This is a genomic window from Flavobacterium silvaticum, from assembly GCF_012911565.1.
GTDB classification, from domain to species: Bacteria; Bacteroidota; Bacteroidia; order Flavobacteriales; family Flavobacteriaceae; genus Flavobacterium; species Flavobacterium silvaticum.
In genome coordinates, this window is the sequence record NZ_JAAMPU010000108.1 from 270,389 (window position 1) to 287,495 (window position 17,107).

Here is a 17,107-nt window from a genome sequence, read left to right on the forward strand (position 1 = left end):
AATCGGGATGGTTGCTGCTTTTTTTACAAATAAACGGGAGCAGATAATCTGATAAAAAAATACCAACTTTCTGAAAATCTGATAATCCAGTAGTGCCTTCTCAAACATTAACTCAATATTAAATTGTAAGAATTTTATTTGTGAATTAATTTATTTTATGCATTTCATCGATATTATTTGCATTTAATCGATTTACGCACGCATATTTGCCTCGTCAAAAATAAATCAAATTTAAAACACGCGGCACCGCCTCAAATCGCCAAGATGTTATGAAAAAATTCTTACTCCTACTAACTGTCGGGTTTTGCTTGCCAGTTTTGTCTCAACCTATAACGGTGAGCACAGATTCCTACACGGTTCCCCAACTCGTGAACAGCGTCCTTATCAATTCGCCCTGCGTTTCAGCAACGAATGTGACCTGGAGCACCGGAAGTAATTTTGGTACGACAAACGGTATCGGGTTCTTCCAGAATACCAATGCCGGATTTCCAATTCAGTCCGGTGTTGTACTTTCTACGGGAAGTGCGACCAATGCTTCGGGTCCTAACACTACCTTGCTCAGCGACGGAAACAACTCCTGGCCGGGTGATACCAGCTTGGAAAACACATTGGCCGCTTCAGGTATTGCGATGAACTCTGTTAATGCAACGGTTCTGGAATTCGACTTTACGCCTATGTCGGCACAATTCAGCTTTGATTTCGTGTTCGCCTCTGAGGAATACGGAAATTACCAATGCCAATTTTCAGATGCGTTTGCTTTTTTGTTGACCAATGTCAACACCGGAATAACCACAAACCTTGCAGTAGTTCCGGGCAGTAATTCGCCTATATCTGTTGTTACCATTCGTGATTTCTTATACAATTCTTCTTGCCCGTCTGCCAATGCACAGTACTTCGGAAGTTTTAACGGAGGCTCCAATGCAGCAGGATCGGCGACAAACTTTAACGGACAGACGGTTTTGATGAATGCATCGGCAGTACTTACACCAAATGTGCCTTACCACATCAAGCTGGTCATTGCAGACAGGACTGACTATGAATCAGATTCTGCCATATTCATCGCATCTGACAGTTTCAACATTGGACAGGATGTTTTGGGTAACGATTTGACAATCGCCAACGGTGGAGCTATCTGCCCCGGGCAAACCGCCACGCTGGATACAGGATTAACCGGCCCATATACATTTACATGGAAACGCAACAATGTACTGATCAGCGGCCAGACAGGATCTACGCTTGACATTACGCAGGGCGGAACCTATGAAGTCATATATGACAATACTACTGACGGATGTCCGCCGGTTTCAGACCTTATCACGGTACAGTACTATCCGACGATGACAACCCCTAACCCAGTCAACCTGTTCCGTTGTGGTACAGGAGCTGCAACGTATTCCTATAATCTTGCTTTGAATACGCCTGTCGTTTCCGGTTCTTTGTCACCTGCGCCGGTAGTCACCTATCATGCCTCAGAAGCCAATGCCAACTTAGGGACAGGCAATTTACCTTTGAACTATAATGCCGCTCCGGGCACAACGGTTTATGTCCGTATCAAGAATGCCACTACGGGTTGTTATATCGTTAAATCTTTCGTTTTGGACACCACTACAGGACCTACTGCTGCCCAAGCTCCGGATATGACTGCCTGTGAACGCTCTTATACGCTTCACAATGGCATCTTCTCTTTTAACGACCAGACACCAATAATACTGAACGGACAATCGTCGGCAACTACGCAAGTTTCTTATTATACCTCATTGGCGAATGCACAATCCGGAACCAGTCCATTGTCGAGTGTAGGCTACGTAGGAAACAACAATACCGTAATCTATGTCCGCGTGCAGAATGCGTCCGATACAAACTGTTATGTAACCTCTTCGTTTACACTTCACCTTATACCGCTTCCTCCTGTTGACTCGTTTGAAGACGTGGTTGTATGCGATAGCTATACGTTGATGCCTCTTGTAAACGGAAATTACTTTTCGGCACCGAATGGTGGTGGAAACCCAATGCATGCCGGCGATGTGATTACCGAAACAGCCACTATCTACATTTACAACTCAACAGGTACGGAACCAAATTGTGCCGGAAACAGCAACTTCAAAGTTACGGTTGTCAAGCCAGAAGACATGACTCCAAGCGATGTAACACGTTGTTCAAGCTATCCGTTGCCAGCGCTTGAATATGGTGAATACCATACAGAACCAGGTGGTGCCGGAACTGTCATAAATGCCGGAACCGTGATACCTGCCACCCAAACCGTTTATTACTATTTCGAGACAGATACGGAACCGAGTTGTATTGTTGACAGTTCGTTCCAGGTAAGCATTGTTCCGGGAATCGAAGTAGGTACTCATCCGAACATCTTTGACTGTACTTCCTATACGTTGCCACCACTTGCAGTCGGTAAGTATTATGACCAGGCAAATGGGGCCGGAAGCGAAATAGAGGCCGGAACCGTAATCACGCAAACACAGACTATCTATGTCTATGCAGAAACAGGATCGACCCCAAATTGTACCGATTCAGACAGCTTCAACGTAGTCATCGGATTCGAAAACCCGACCGATATCGTACAATGCGAGCCATATGTACTTCCGCAACTTCCTGCCGGTGGTTATTTTACCGAGCCGGGCGGACAAGGAACCCCAATCGAAGCAGGAACGCCTATAACCGGAAACGAAACGGTATATGTTTACATTGAAGGTAATGGTGGTTGCATCATCAGCCTTAACTTCAATATCTCCATAGCACAGCCGCCAATCGATTCACTCGATGACCAGACGGTTTGTGGGAACTATCAATTGCCTGCCCTAACGAACGGACATTATTACGATGGGCCTCAAGGTACAGGAAACTCCCTGAATGCAGGTGATCTTATCATAGAATCCAAAACCATTTATATCTACAGTGCTGCAGGCGTAGATTGTTATAACCAAAGCGATTTCATCGTAACGGTGAAACCACCGGCCGAAATCGAATCGCGTGCAAACGTTGCTCCGTGTAACGCTTATACCCTTACACCTCTTGCCGCGGGTAATTATTTCAGCGCTCCGGGCGGAACAGGAACTGCTTTATTTGCAGGTGACATCATCCACACCACCCAGACCATTTACATCTATGCTCCGGGCGATGAGGCACATTGTCCGGCCGAGAACAGTTTCCTTATCGATATTTTCCCGCTCGAGGCAGATGCCCCGGCTCCGGTAAGCGAGTGTGATTCCTATACATTGCCTGCGTTGACTATCGGAAATTATTACACTTTATCTGGTGGGCCATCCACAGTAGGAAACGTACAAAAACATGCGGGAGATGCTATTACGGCAACCACTACATTATATGTCTACACCGAATCTGGTGACCGATTGAATTGTTTCGACGAAAATACATTCGACATCACCATTACGGCATCACCTGTCCTTCCGGCTTTTGCCCCTGTAAAGGTTTGTGATTCTTATGAATTGCCTGTATTGGCACTCGGCGATTACTACACAGGTGCCGACAAAACCGGAACCCTGATGCATGCCGGAGATATCCTTACCTCAAGTCAGACACTTTTTATATATGCCGAAAACGGAAACTGTTCAGATCAGGCCATTCTTGACATAACTATTTTCAATGTGGCTGAATTGCCAGACGTGGTATCGTGTTCAAGCTATGCGCTTCCGGCACTTCCGGCTGGCGGCTATTATGCCTCATCACTTGGAACGGGAGTTCATTTTCCGGTCGGAGGATTGATCACGACATCAAGGACTGTATATGTGTATGCACAATCGCCATTCAACCCGGCTTGTTATGACGAGAGTTCTTTTGAAGTGACCATCGTGCCACAACCGGTTGCTAACGCCGTAAGCCCATCTTTGGTTACGCTTTGTGACGAAGACGGAAACAACGACGGCGCTATGGACTTCAATTTCACACAATTGAATGCGACTGTTCTCGGAACACAGACAGGTTCTGAATTCGCAGTGACGTATTACAATTCAATGGCCGATGCCAACGCCGGAACCAATGCAATCACCATCAGCCACGAGCCGATCGTATATGCCAAGGTAGTGAATTCACTTGCTCCGGATTGTTATGCTGTCAGACCAATACAGATGATCGTTCATCGTCTTCCCGAACCTACGGCTGTAAATGGCTACATGTGTTACGACCAGGAAACGCAGACGGTTTTGAACCCGTATATCATCCACAGCGGACTAAGTGCCTCGACACATACCTTCGAATGGTATGATTCGACTGGAGCTTTGGTCGGAACCGGAAGCACTTACACAGCTATGTTGCCTGGAGATTATATGCTGCTTACCGTTAACAATGCAACCGGATGTTCATCGTTGCCCGTTACAATCACGGTTACAGGATCTGAACCTGCCGAGCTGACATTCAGCACAAGCGATTCGTTCAACGAACACCAAAGCCTGACGATACATGCCATCGGAACCGGAAACTATGAATATTCCATAGACGGAGGCGCCTGGCAGTCAAGTCCTGATTTTGCAGGAATGGGATCAGGTGTGCATATTGTGACTGTTCGTGACCTGAACGGATGTGACAATGCGACCATAAACGTACTGTTGGTGAACTATCCGCATTATTTCACGCCGAACGGAGACGGATACAACGACACCTGGAACATCACCGATTTGTACCAGCAGGAAACATCGATCATCAAAATCTTTGACAGATACGGGAAATACCTCGCCGAGATCAGGCCTGCAGGCAGCGGCTGGGATGGAACGCTGAACGGAAAACCGCTTCCGTCAACAGATTACTGGTTCACCGTAGACTATGACGAGAACGGATCCCGCAAGGAATTCAAGGCGCATTTCTCGCTCAAACGATAAAACCCCAAACTAATTTTAACTATTTCCCCTAAAGGGCTTCTATGTGAGAGGAGGCCCTTTTTTTATGGATTGGATTTCAGACCCGGTTATAGAAATATAGGGAAGCTGTTCCCGCTGCCGCTTTTAGTCCTCAATATAAAAACCGCTTTTTAGCCGTCGTGCCGCGAGCTTCCGTTGGTCGCTGCGGCTCTTGGCAAAAAGCAGGTTTTTGTATTTCCGGGCTAGCCGCTCGCATCGGGGCTAGGCAGTAGTTTCAACAGAAATTTCAGTTGCAGCTTTTTGGCCTTTATTATTGCAATACGATCAGCTATGAAATTCCAAACCTGAATATTCCGATGATTGCAGCTATTATCAATGACACTACCAAACAAAGAAAGAGTATTCCAAACAATTTGAGAACCACCATAGTTCCGGCAACGCAATAACTGCTTTCGTATTTATCTACGAGTGCCTTTTCAATTTTCTGTTTGTTGTGATACCTGATCCACAAGTACATCCATCCAATCGGTATAAAAAGAATCCCAGACGGCGTAAAATCCATATTTAACTTAGTTAGAGACTATCTATGTCTTGTTTTTTCGTCCGCTCCGAATAAGAAACAATCCCAATACAATCACGGCAATACAAGCGATATCGGCACCAAAAGGCCAAAATTCCAGTTGCCCTGAAGAATAGTCGGCAATAATTGAAATCATTTCTTTGGAAGCTCCAAAAATCAATAAAATACCCAGGATAATCTTCCAGTTCATAATGAGCCTTTCTAATAATCAATAAAGCCAAAGTAGTCATTCTGTGTTGTGAATCTCAAGCCATCAACAACTGTAGATAAATTTTTCTGTAGAAATTTTGTCGTCGAAAAACCTAATTGGTCACGGATATATAATCACCGTCGCCCCATCGGCCACCATCTCAAACAATTCATCCATTTCTTCATTTGTTACGGCAATACAGCCTGCAGTCCAGTCGCGCAGTCTGTGGAATCGGCCTTTCCAGCCCTGTCCGTTGCGGATTCCGTGGATCTTTATATCGCCTCCGGCCGGTAAACCTAATTGGGCTGCACGTTCCAAATCGTCTTCGTTCGGATAGGAAATCCCGAGATTTTTATGAAAACGGCTATTCGCATTTCTTGAAATGATGAAGTACGTGCCTTCGGGCGTTTTATTATCGCCTTCGATTTCCTTGGCACCAATAGGTTGCTTGCCAAGCGCAATCCGGTACCTTTTGAAAAGTTCGGTCCCTTTATAAGTCAGCATTAGCCGCTCACTTTTATAAATCTCTATGTGGTCGATAGAATAAATAATGAATCACCACTTAATGATAGCGCTTGCCCACGTAAACCCGCTTCCGAAAGCCGCAAGCACAACCACATCGCCCTTCTTGATTTTTCCGGCTTCCCAAGCTTCGGTCAATGCGATAGGAATTGAAGCCGCGGTCGTGTTGCCGTATTTCTGGATGTTATTGAAAACCTGGTCGTCGGTCAATCCGAATTTCTGCTGGATAAACTGGGAAATACGCAAATTCGCCTGATGCGGAATCAGCATATCGATGTCGCTCACCTGCAATCCGTTTTGCTTCAATCCTTCCATGATGACTTCAGAGAATCGCTGGACCGCATTCTTGAACACGAACTGGCCGTTCATGACCGGATAGAAACTTACGTCCTCCGGATTGTTTTCTGCGAGTATATCGGTAACCCAGCGTCCGCCCATTCCGGGGGCTGTAACGGCGAGTTCTTCGGCGTGCTGGCCTTCTGAATGCAAATGGGTAGAAAGTATTTTGGAATCATCGGTAGATCTGGAAACGATTGCCGCTCCTGCCCCATCGCCGAAAATCACCGATACGGCGCGACCTCTCGTTGTCATGTCCAATCCCTGTGAATGCACTTCAGAGCCAATGACCAGAATGTTTTTATACATTCCGGAACGCACATACTGATCAGCTATGCTCAACGCGTATACAAACCCGGAACACTGGTTTCTTATATCGAGTGCACCAACGGTGTTCAGCCCCAAATCACGCTGGACCAAAACGCCGGGCCCTGGAAAATAATAATCAGGACTCAGGGTTGCGAACACTACAAAATCAATTTCAGTGGCAGAAACACCGGCACGTTCCATAGCTACTCTTGCCGCTTTTACACCCATCGAAGTCGTGGTATCTTCACCTTTCGTGATGTGGCGGCGTTCGTTGATTCCGGTGCGCTCGACAATCCATTCATCTGTGGTTTCCATGATTTTGGTGAGGTCGTTGTTGGTGACGATATTGTCCGGAACGTAAAATCCGAGGCCTGAGATGCGAGAGTTGTACATAGCTGGAATTCTAAAAAAATGAAGCCGACATTTAACGAATCGGCAAAAAATACCTGCACAAGATACTGGTTTTTGGCAACTTTCAAAAATACGGACAAGAACCACGTTTGATTGACTTCCCTTTTGGATTTTGTATATTGTAAGCTCATCAAAAATCATTTTATGAGAGTAATCAACCTGTTTCTGCTTTTCATTTGTGTTCCTGCATTCGCGCAGGAAAATTTAAAATACCAACTTCCACCCAAGAATATTCTGGACCTTGCCGATTATGTACGCCCGCCATCGGCACAAACCGACAGCAAACTCGAATACATGCTGCTCAGTTATCGGCCCACGTATAAAACCCTTGCCGATTTGAACCAGGAAGAACTGCGCCTTGGCGGCCTGCGTATCAATCCGGTTACGAATATGCCCAGTGCGACTACGTTTGTCAACAATCTCAAAATCAAGAAAATTTCTACATTAAAGGAAATGGAGGTAAGCGGTCTTCCGGAAAATCCGCAGCTCGCATTTTTGTCATGGTCGCCGGATCAGTCTAAAATCGGTTTCACGAATACAACCGAAAAAGGCGTCGAACTCTGGATACTGGATGTTGCATCTGCGAGAGCCACAAAACTTACAGAAGATAACCTCAACGCTGTAGCCGGAAGTCCGTTTTCCTGGTCGGCAGACAGTAAGTCGCTGTTGGTGAAAATGTTGCCGAAAGACCGCAGGAAGCTCATCGACACTAAAAATGCATTGCCAGAAGGCCCGACCATTTCTGTAGCCGACGGCACGAAATCACAAAACCGGACGTATCCGGACATGATCAAAAACCCAATTGACGAACAGAATTTCGAAACGGTCCTGACATCTGAACTCTATCTGGTAGACCTTAAGGGCAAGGCAAACCTGTTTAAATCTGCCGGACTGTATGTTGGTGAAAATTTTTCGCCCGATGGGAATTATGTGCTGATTTCAACCCTTTCGCGACCCTTTTCCTATATCGTTCCATATAATCGTTTTCCGAACAAAACCGTCGTCTATGACAAAACCGGAAAACAGGTTTCCGAAGTCAATGACGTACCGTTGACCGAAATCATGCCCAAAGGCTTCATGGCCGTGCGCAACGGAAAACGCTACATGAACTGGCGGAACGACAAACCTGCGACACTGTCTTATGTAGTCGCACTTGACAATGGCGATCCGGCGAATAAAGTGGATTTCCGCGATGAATTGTTCAGTTGGGACGCGCCGTTTAACAAAACGGCAGTATCATTGGCGAAAACGGCACAACGCTTCGACCGTATCATTTGGGGCGATGAACACACGGCAATTTTGTCGGAAGAATGGTACGATACGCGCAATACCAAAACGTTCGTAATCGATCCGTCGGAACCAAACAAGCAACCGAAATTGTTGTTCGACCGAAACTCTCAGGATGTCTATTCCGATCCCGGAAATTTTGAAACCATCCGCAATTCCTATGGAAAATATGTGCTGGCGCTGGAAAACAACCACGCATTCCTGCTTGGTGATGGGTTTACTGAAAAAGGACAGTTTCCGTTTATTGATGAAATCGACCTTGGGACAAAAAAATCGACACGTTTGTATCAGTCCAAATACACCGATAAAAAAGAGGAAATCTATTCGATAGAAGATTTCAAAAAAGGAATTGCGCTGGTGCAGATCCAATCGGCCACCGATTATCCGAATACCTATCTGCGCAATTACAAAAAGAAAAACGATTTGAAGCAACTTACGTTTGTCGAGAATCCGTTCGCGAGCATTAAAGATGTGTACAAAGAAGTCATCCATTACAAACGCAAGGATGGCGTGGCTTTATCCGGTACATTGTATCTTCCGAAAGGTTACGACAGGACCAAAAAAGAAAAATTGCCGCTTCTGATCTGGGCCTATCCCGAAGAATTCAAAGACAAAGCCAGCGCAGGCCAAAGCCAGAAAAACCCGAATGATTTTACGTTCCCAAACTATGGCTCTTTCGTGTATTGGGTCACGCGTGGTTATGCAGTTTTAGACGATGCCTCATTCCCGATAATCGGTGAAGGTACAACGGAACCGAACGATACGTTCATCACGCAATTGGTCGATGATGCGGCGGCGGCGATCGATGCCGTGGACAATCTGGGATATATCGACCGTAAAAAAGTGGCTGTCGGCGGACATTCCTATGGCGCTTTTATGACGGCGAATTTATTGACGCATTCGAATTTATTTGCCTGTGGCATTGCGAGAAGCGGCGCGTACAACCGGACACTGACACCTTTCGGGTTCCAGAGCGAACAACGCAATTATTGGGAAGTCCCGAATATTTATAATGAGATGTCACCTTTTATGAATGCCGAAAAAATGAAGACGCCTTTACTGCTCGTCCATGGTGAAGCCGATAACAATCCGGGGACTTTCACCCTCCAAACCGAACGTTATTTTCAGGCTTTGAAAGGACTTGGCGCTCCCGCAAGAATGGTTTTATTGCCAAAAGAAGCACACGGTTATGTAGCTCGTGAAAACATCCTGCATCTGCTTTGGGAACAGGATCAGTTTCTTGAGAAATACCTGAAAGGAAAAACCAATTAGACTGACAAGGCCAGGAACACGCCTTCATTTTCCATAATGGCGACACGGTTTTCAAAAAACAACGTCCCGGCTTCGTATTCGGCTTTGATAAGGTAATGACTGCCCTGAAAATATGATTTTTTGACAATAGCGCGAATTCCGGAACCCGAAATTTTGAGTTGATGCGGATAAACCAGCCTCGTGCCGTCTTGTCCTGCAGAAAAGAAGCGCATTGCGATTTCATTGGCTTCCCCGAATAAGGAAGCGATGTATTTCGAACCGGGATTGGCATAAATCGCTTTAGGCCTGTCGGTTTCTACAATGGTTCCGTCTTTCATGATCACGGCTTCATCGGCGTAGGCCAGCACGTCGTTTCCGTCATGCGTCGCCACGATACAGCTGATATTGTTCTGTTTGAAATAACCAAAAAGATCGCGTTTGAGTGAACTGGCCAATGAAGCCCCAATCTGGCTGAACGGTTCGTCGAGCAAAACGACTTCGGGTTCAAGTGCGAGCGTTTTTGCCAGAGCGATACGCTGTTGCTGCCCGCCGCTAAGGAATTTGGGTTTGACATTGGCGAATTCGGTCATTTCAACCAATTCCAACAATTCGGAAACCCGTTGATTCTTCTTGTCTTTGTAGATATTCGACAGAAAGTTGCCGACGTTTTCAGCAGCCGTAATGTACGGCATCAGTCCAAAATCCTGGGCCAGGTATTTGAATCGTACATCACCCGGAATCAGGTTGAATTTAGGGCCTGTAATCGCATCGCTTTTGTATGAAATACTTCCCGACGACAAATCGTAATGTCCGTAAAGTAACTTGAGAATGGTGCTTTTTCCGGAGCCGCTTTCACCAATCAGCGCCACGTGTTTTCCGGCTTCGACGTTGAGTGAAAAACCAGTTACAGTAGGTTTATCCGGATCGTAAGAAAATGAGATGTCGCGAATTTCAAGCATGCGGCAAAAATACAAGTTCCGATTGGGTTATCGGGCCAAATATTTTTGATAATCGTTCGTATTCACCCGGGCTTTTAAATCGTGAAGCAAATTGTACAATCCGAAAAACGTGCGGTTGATATAGAGAAAATGCTTCGAGCCGCGGTTGCCGTTCATTTTTCTCAATTGGTTGTCTTTGGAAAACTTCTCGCCCATATTGGCAATCGCACCAAAGAATTCCTCATCTGAAAAATCAAAGAAATCTCCATGGAAGGGCTTGGTGAAAAGGCTCAGCAATTCGTGGAAAATTTTGGAGAAATAAGCCGATTCTTCCGCAGAATCCGTTGGCAGTAAAATTTCAAGTTCGAATAATTTTTCGCGGAAGATTTTGGGATCGTCTATATTTTCGGGACGAGCTAACTCGAAATACGGAATATAGAATTCATCCGGAACCTGCTTGATGCAACCAAAATCAATCGCAATAAGGTTGGCGTCTGAATCGACCAAAAAATTCCCCGGATGCGGATCGGCGTGGACAGCTTTCAATCCGTGCATTTGGAACATATAAAAATCCCACAGCGCCTGGCCGAGTTTGTCGCCTTTTGCCCTGTCGGTATTATGGCCAGCGAATTCTGAGACATGTTCTCCGGACATCCAATCCATCGTAAGGATTTTATCTGATGAAAACGCCTTGTAATAATTGGGGAAACGCAGGTTTTCGATTTTGGAACAGGCGGCGGCAATAGATTCGCTTTGCTTCAGTTCGAGCTTGTAATCGGTTTCTTCGAGCAATTTATCTTCGACTTCCTTGAAATATTTGTCGGAATCATTGCCTTTGAGATTAAACATCCGGATAGCAAACGGTTTAACCAAAGCCAGATCAGAACTGATGCTGTCCGCAACGCCCGGATATTGGATTTTGACGGCGAGTTTCTTTCCGTCTTTCGTGGCTTTGTGGACCTGGCCGATGCTTGCGGCGTTGACTGATTCAGCCGTGAACGTATCGAAAATCTCTTCGGGGAATTTGCCAAAGCTTTTTCGGAACGTCTTTCTCACAAGTGGCGCGGACAAAGGCGGAACCGAAAATTGCGACAATGAGAATTTCTCGACATACGCCTGAGGCATGATGCTTTTGTCCATGCTCAGCATTTGGGCGACTTTAAGGGCGGAACCTTTGAGATTCTTGAGGCCGTCGTATATATCTTCGGCATTGTTCTCGTTGAGCTTGTCTTTGTTGAGCGACGGATTGACGATTTTCTCCCCGTAATATGCTATGTAATTTCCGCCGACTTTGATACCGGTTTTTACAAGTTGGCTGGCGCGTTCTATTTTACCCGTCGGAATTTTATCGAGTGATTTCATGGTGATGTCTTGAGGAAATGATTATCTCATCTTAGCCTCTTTCCAAAGGAATTTACCAAGGTCGAACAGGTTTTCAAGCGGTTTGGTGTCAAAAAGATCGACAACCGTATTTACTGATTTTTCTATGACGATATCGGTCTTTTCAAAGCCAGGCGAATTGTCGTCTATCCAGAACTTAAGGATGAAGAGGAATTGAACCCACGCGCCTTCGGCATAAACCGGCTCTTTTATTTTCTGGATGCGTTCACTGACAGGACTTGCGTTTTGGACCAATGTGGTCACGAAATCCTTGAACTGGCGGCGGAATTGTTTTAAATCCTGAAGATTTTTGAGGCCTTCGCCATTGTCTTTGAGCGAATACAGGATGTAGCTTCTGTTCAATGTCAGGATTTCAAAAAGGGTGAAATATAGTGACAGTAATTTGTTCTTGGGTGTATAGGTGGCGTAGGAAGGTTCGTTTTGCATCGCCTGTGTCGCGTTGTTCAAAAATGCATTCCACACGCTTTGTTTCAATGCGTCGAAAGACCCGAAAATTTTGTAGAAATCAGTTTCTTCGATTCCGTTCTGCTTGCAAAAAGAATATACATTCTGTGGCGTGCCGTTATTTTCAAGTACCGATTGTACGTACCACCCGATAATAGTCGTTTCAGTTATCGGCGCTTTGGTTCCTGCAACATTTTTCTTTACTGCCATGATAGTTGAGTTGAGTCGTAAAGGTAAGGTTCAGCATTACATCCGTTGGAAAACAAAAGTTAAAAATCAGAACAAAAAAATTGAAACTTCATAAAAAAAGCAAGAGCGTGATCTAAAAGAAAACGCTCTTGCCAACCTAACCAATAAATAAACAAACTAATGTTTCGCGAATGAAAGACTGCCCGGTCGGGCGTGGTGACAAACATTCACATGGCAAAGATATTTCTACAATTCCTAAAAGGAATCGAATGTTTTGTTAAATATTATTCAAAGTTTTTTAACGAAATCGATTTATTCGTCAAATTCTTACTTTCCTTGTTGTGCGTCCCGGATCATTTTGTCATTTGCGACGATGGCAAACTCAACGCGACGGTTTTGGGTACGACCTTCAGGGGTATCGTTTGTGGCAATCGGATCTGCAATTCCCATTCCGACAGTTGAAAAGCGACTGCTGCTGATTCCTTTGGAAGACAGATAACTCTGGACGGAAGCAGCTCTTTGCCCGGAAAGTGTCAGATTATATTCCGGCGAACCAGTACTGTCTGTATACCCAAAGATCTTGATATTGGTATCCGGATAGCTTTTAAAAACCGGAACCAACTTATCCAGGTTAGCTTGGGCCTGAGCAGTTAAAGTGGATTTATTCGTATCGAACCGAACCGCATTTTCCTTCAGCGTAAGTTTGATGCCTTCGCCTACTCTTTCCACTTCGGCTCCGGGAATTGCATTGTCGATTTCGCGGGCCTGTTTGTCCATCTTATTACCGATTACGCCACCGGCAACCCCACCAACGACACCACCTATGATGGCTCCCAAAGCGGTATTGCCGCCTTTACCAATGTTATTCCCCAAAATCCCGCCGATTACGGCGCCTCCAGCAGTTCCGATGGCTGCACCACGTTGGGTCTTGTTCGTATTTTGTACCGCTTCACAACTTCCAAGTGCAATTCCGCCCGAAATGGCGAAAATCAATGCTATTTTACTTATTTTTTTCATGATGATTCAGGGTTAATTTGTTTTGTTGAATTGGTAAACGACATCTGTCATGCTTCCGCCAACGTCAATTTTGTCAAGGAGTTGGAACGATGTTTCGCTCTGGTTGGCCACACGCAACACGTATCCGTCGCGGACTTTTTTAGCCTTTTCGCCTGCGTTGAGGATCTTGAGGACAAATTCCCCATCTTTGTTGACGAACCAGGTTATCGGAGAACTGAAATACGGACAATCTCCGCTCGAGTTCAAGGACATATCGCCTTTATTATTGTTTGAGATGAACTTCCAGCTGCTTCCGACAAAACATTTGGAATCGGCCAAACCGAAAGAATTCACCTTGATATATTCTGATCCCGGATAAGAAACGGAACTGACCGTCCATGTTCCTTTGATATTGACCTGTGACGATCTGTCGAGTTTGGTCGTGGTAGCCGATGTGGATTTGCATCCGATTGCCATCAGTGCCAAAACACCTAATAAAAATAACTTTTTCATTCTGATTTGCTTTTTGGTTTATGAGATAAAAATACAATCCAGACATTCCAATTTACTTTACAATCCAGCTTTTTTATTGTAAAATTAACATTCCGCCAATTTGTCAGAAACGGCAGTATTGGTACTTCATTTGACAAACGCAGGCCCAAATAAATTTAACAAAAATCACTACATATGACAACAGGAAAAATTAATGTTTCGGTTGAGAACATCTTTCCTCTCATCAAAAAATTCCTTTACAGCGATCACGAAATTTTCCTGCGTGAGCTCGTTTCCAATGCCACCGATGCAACACTCAAACTCAAACACCTGACACAAATTGGGGAAGCATCTGTCGAATACGGCAATCCGGTTATAGAAGTTAAAATCGACAAGGAAAACAAAACACTGCATATTATTGATCAGGGCCTTGGGATGACTGCGGACGAAGTAGAGAAATACATCAACCAGGTCGCTTTTTCCGGAGCCGAGGAATTCCTCGACAAGTACAAAGATTCGGCTAAAGACACCGGAATCATCGGGCATTTCGGCCTCGGATTCTACTCTGCATTCATGGTTGCCAAAAAGGTCGAGATCATTACCAAATCTTATAAAGACGAACCTGCAGCGCATTGGGTTTGCGACGGAAGTCCGGAATTCACATTGGAGCCATCGGACAAAACCGATCGCGGAACGGAAATCATCCTTCACATTGCCGACGATTCCGAAGAATTTCTTGAAGACCACAGAATTTCATCGTTACTGACCAAATACAACAAGTTTATGCCGGTGCCGATTAAATTCGGGACGAAAACAGAGCAAAAAGCATTTGGCGTTGGTGAAGAAGAAAAGATGGAAGAGATTCAGGTCGATAATATCATCAACAATACAAACCCGGCCTGGACCAAACAACCGACGGAACTCAAAGACGAAGATTACGAGTCGTTCTACCGCGAATTGTATCCGATGCAGTTTGAAGATCCGTTGTTCAACATCCACCTCAACGTAGATTATCCGTTCAACCTGACCGGAATTTTATACTTCCCGAAACTGTCGCGTGACCTTCAAATCCAGAAAGACAAAATCCAATTATACCAAAATCAGGTTTTTGTAACCGATAACGTAGAAGGCATCGTCCCTGAATTCCTGACCATGCTTCGCGGTGTCATCGATTCTCCGGATATTCCGCTCAACGTATCACGTTCCTATTTGCAAGCCGATGGAAACGTGAAGAAAATTTCGAATTATATCACGCGCAAAGTATCGGACAAGCTTAAATCTTTATTCAACGAAAACAGAGAAGATTTCGAGAAAAAGTGGAACGACATCAAGATCGTGTTGGAATACGGAATGTTGTCTGAACCTAAATTCTATGAAAAAGCAGGTGCATTTACCTTGTATCCGACAGTTGACGATAAATTCTACACACTCGAAGAACTGAAAGAAAAATTCAAGGACAACCAAACCGACAAAGACGGGAAGTTAGTCGTGCTGTATGCCCAGGATAAAGAGGCACAACATGGTTATATCGAATCGGCAAAAGCAAAAGGTTATGAAGTGCTGTTACTCGATTCACCGATTATTTCGCACCTGATACAAAAGTTGGAAAGTGATAATGAAAACCTGCAATTCGTCCGTGTCGATTCAGACCACATTGATAAACTGATACAGAAAGATGAAACGGCGATATCGAAATTGTCAGATGAAGAACAGGAAAAACTCAAAACCGCAATCCAGGAAGTAGTCCCATCTACAAATTACAATGTACAGCTTGAAGCGATGGATTCAGATTCGGCTCCATTCCTCATAACACAGCCGGAATTCATGAGGCGAATGAAAGAAATGAGCGCTTCGGGCGGCGGCGGTATGTTTGGCATGGGAAATTTCCCGGAAATGTACAACCTGGTCGTGAATTCGAATTCAGAACTGGCTTCGAATATCCTCGCTGAACAAGATGCCGAAGTTCGTACCGGTTTGGTTCGTCAGGCTCTTGACCTGGCAAAATTATCTCAGAACCTGCTAAAAGGAGAAGAACTCACAGCCTTTGTAAAACGCAGCTTCCAACTGATTAAATAAAGTTTTTACATCTTTCTTACAGACCTGCTTTCAAAAGAAGCAGGTTTTTTTATGCCTGACAACCAATAAAATAACTAGCTTTATATCAGGACATTCGGTCCTGTCAAACCAAAATAAACAAACTACATGAAAACATTTGCAGCAGAATTCATCGGAACCTTCTGGCTAGTGCTCGGAGGTTGTGGGAGTGCCGTACTTGCGGCTAATTTCACATCGGAACCCTTTATCGGGATTGGACTTGTGGGCGTTTCCCTGGCCTTCGGTTTAACCGTATTGACTATGGCCTATGCTATCGGTCGTATTTCAGGAGCTCATTTGAACCCAGCCGTCACGATTGGTTTATGGGCCGGCGGACGTGTTCCCGCTTCAACGATTCTACCTTATGTGGCCGCTCAGATTCTTGGAGGAATTGCAGCAGCAGCCGTTCTTTACGTGATTGCGACAGGAAACGGAAGCGACATTGGCGGATTTGCGGCCAACGGTTATGGGGAACATTCTCCGGGCGGATTCAATCTGACATCGGCTTTTGTAACCGAATTCGTAATGACGTTTATTTTTATAGTAGTCATTTTTGGGGCGACTGAAAGAGACCGCAGCCGTGAAGCGTTTGCGGGTATCGTGATTGGCCTTGCCCTGACGCTGATTCACCTGATTTCAATTCCTGTCACCAATACATCGGTCAATCCTGCCCGAAGCATCAGTCAGGCGATTTTTGTACAAGGCTGGGCACTTGAACAGTTGTGGCTATTTATTGTAGCTCCGATTGCGGGTGCGATTCTCGGCGGTATCTTTTACAAACAACTTTTGAGAAAGACAGATTTTTCTGCGGACGACCTGAATCAATAACCTGAAAATATAG

General features: G+C 45.1%; 12 protein-coding genes. 4 read left to right on the forward strand and 8 right to left on the reverse strand.

Going from position 1 to position 17,107, the window contains the following annotated elements; all coding sequences use genetic code 11:
* Positions 1-335 precede the first annotated feature (335 nt).
* Positions 336-4,847: a T9SS type B sorting domain-containing protein gene (locus G6047_RS15385; protein WP_169528513.1), complete on the forward strand. Its 4,512-nt coding sequence runs from the start codon at positions 336-338 to the stop codon at positions 4,845-4,847.
* A gap of 563 nt (positions 4,848-5,410) precedes the next feature.
* On the opposite strand, the gene G6047_RS15390 is transcribed toward G6047_RS15385, so the two are convergent.
* The 3 genes from G6047_RS15390 to G6047_RS15400 form a co-directional block, all read right to left on the reverse strand.
* Positions 5,411-5,596 (reverse strand): hypothetical protein, encoded by a 186-nt coding sequence (locus tag G6047_RS15390; protein ID WP_169528514.1) that lies wholly within the window; start codon positions 5,594-5,596, stop codon positions 5,411-5,413.
* Positions 5,597-5,716: 120 nt separating this feature from the next.
* Complete coding sequence (locus G6047_RS15395) at positions 5,717-6,148, reverse strand: L,D-transpeptidase family protein (protein WP_317168299.1); 432 nt, start codon at positions 6,146-6,148, stop codon at positions 5,717-5,719.
* 3 nt (positions 6,149-6,151) lie between these two features.
* Complete coding sequence (locus tag G6047_RS15400) at positions 6,152-7,156, reverse strand: 3-oxoacyl-ACP synthase III family protein (protein ID WP_169528516.1); 1,005 nt, start codon at positions 7,154-7,156, stop codon at positions 6,152-6,154.
* A 162-nt stretch (positions 7,157-7,318) separates the two neighbouring features.
* Here G6047_RS15400 and G6047_RS15405 point away from each other — a divergent pair, with 162 nt between their 5' ends.
* Positions 7,319-9,733: an alpha/beta hydrolase family protein gene (locus G6047_RS15405; RefSeq protein ID WP_169528517.1), complete on the forward strand. Its 2,415-nt coding sequence runs from the start codon at positions 7,319-7,321 to the stop codon at positions 9,731-9,733.
* Here G6047_RS15405 and G6047_RS15410 read toward each other — a convergent pair.
* From G6047_RS15410 to G6047_RS15430, 5 genes are all read right to left on the reverse strand, one after another.
* The gene (locus G6047_RS15410) at positions 9,730-10,671 is read right to left on the reverse strand and encodes an ABC transporter ATP-binding protein (protein WP_169528518.1); all 942 of its coding nucleotides are present in this window, start codon (positions 10,669-10,671) and stop codon (positions 9,730-9,732) included. The genes G6047_RS15405 and G6047_RS15410 overlap by 4 nt on opposite strands.
* Before the next feature lie 27 nt (positions 10,672-10,698).
* Positions 10,699-12,012: an ABC1 kinase family protein gene (locus tag G6047_RS15415; RefSeq protein ID WP_169528519.1), complete on the reverse strand. Its 1,314-nt coding sequence runs from the start codon at positions 12,010-12,012 to the stop codon at positions 10,699-10,701.
* Positions 12,013-12,033: 21 nt separating this feature from the next.
* Positions 12,034-12,705 carry a TetR family transcriptional regulator C-terminal domain-containing protein gene (locus tag G6047_RS15420; RefSeq protein ID WP_169528520.1) on the reverse strand — a complete coding sequence of 224 codons (672 nt, stop codon included), beginning with the start codon at positions 12,703-12,705 and terminating at the stop codon, positions 12,034-12,036.
* Positions 12,706-13,011: 306 nt separating this feature from the next.
* Positions 13,012-13,701: an OmpA family protein gene (locus G6047_RS15425; protein ID WP_169528521.1), complete on the reverse strand. Its 690-nt coding sequence runs from the start codon at positions 13,699-13,701 to the stop codon at positions 13,012-13,014.
* A gap of 12 nt (positions 13,702-13,713) precedes the next feature.
* On the reverse strand, positions 13,714-14,193 hold the full coding sequence (locus G6047_RS15430) for a lipocalin family protein (RefSeq protein ID WP_169528522.1): 480 nt from the start codon (positions 14,191-14,193) through the stop codon (positions 13,714-13,716).
* Positions 14,194-14,367: 174 nt separating this feature from the next.
* Here G6047_RS15430 and htpG point away from each other — a divergent pair, with 174 nt between their 5' ends.
* Both htpG and aqpZ read left to right on the forward strand, forming a co-directional pair.
* Entirely contained in the window at positions 14,368-16,248 is a 1,881-nt protein-coding gene (gene htpG / locus G6047_RS15435; RefSeq protein WP_169528523.1) for a molecular chaperone HtpG, read from the forward strand.
* A gap of 126 nt (positions 16,249-16,374) precedes the next feature.
* Entirely contained in the window at positions 16,375-17,094 is a 720-nt protein-coding gene (gene aqpZ, locus G6047_RS15440) for an aquaporin Z (RefSeq protein ID WP_169528524.1), read from the forward strand.
* Positions 17,095-17,107 lie beyond the last annotated feature (13 nt).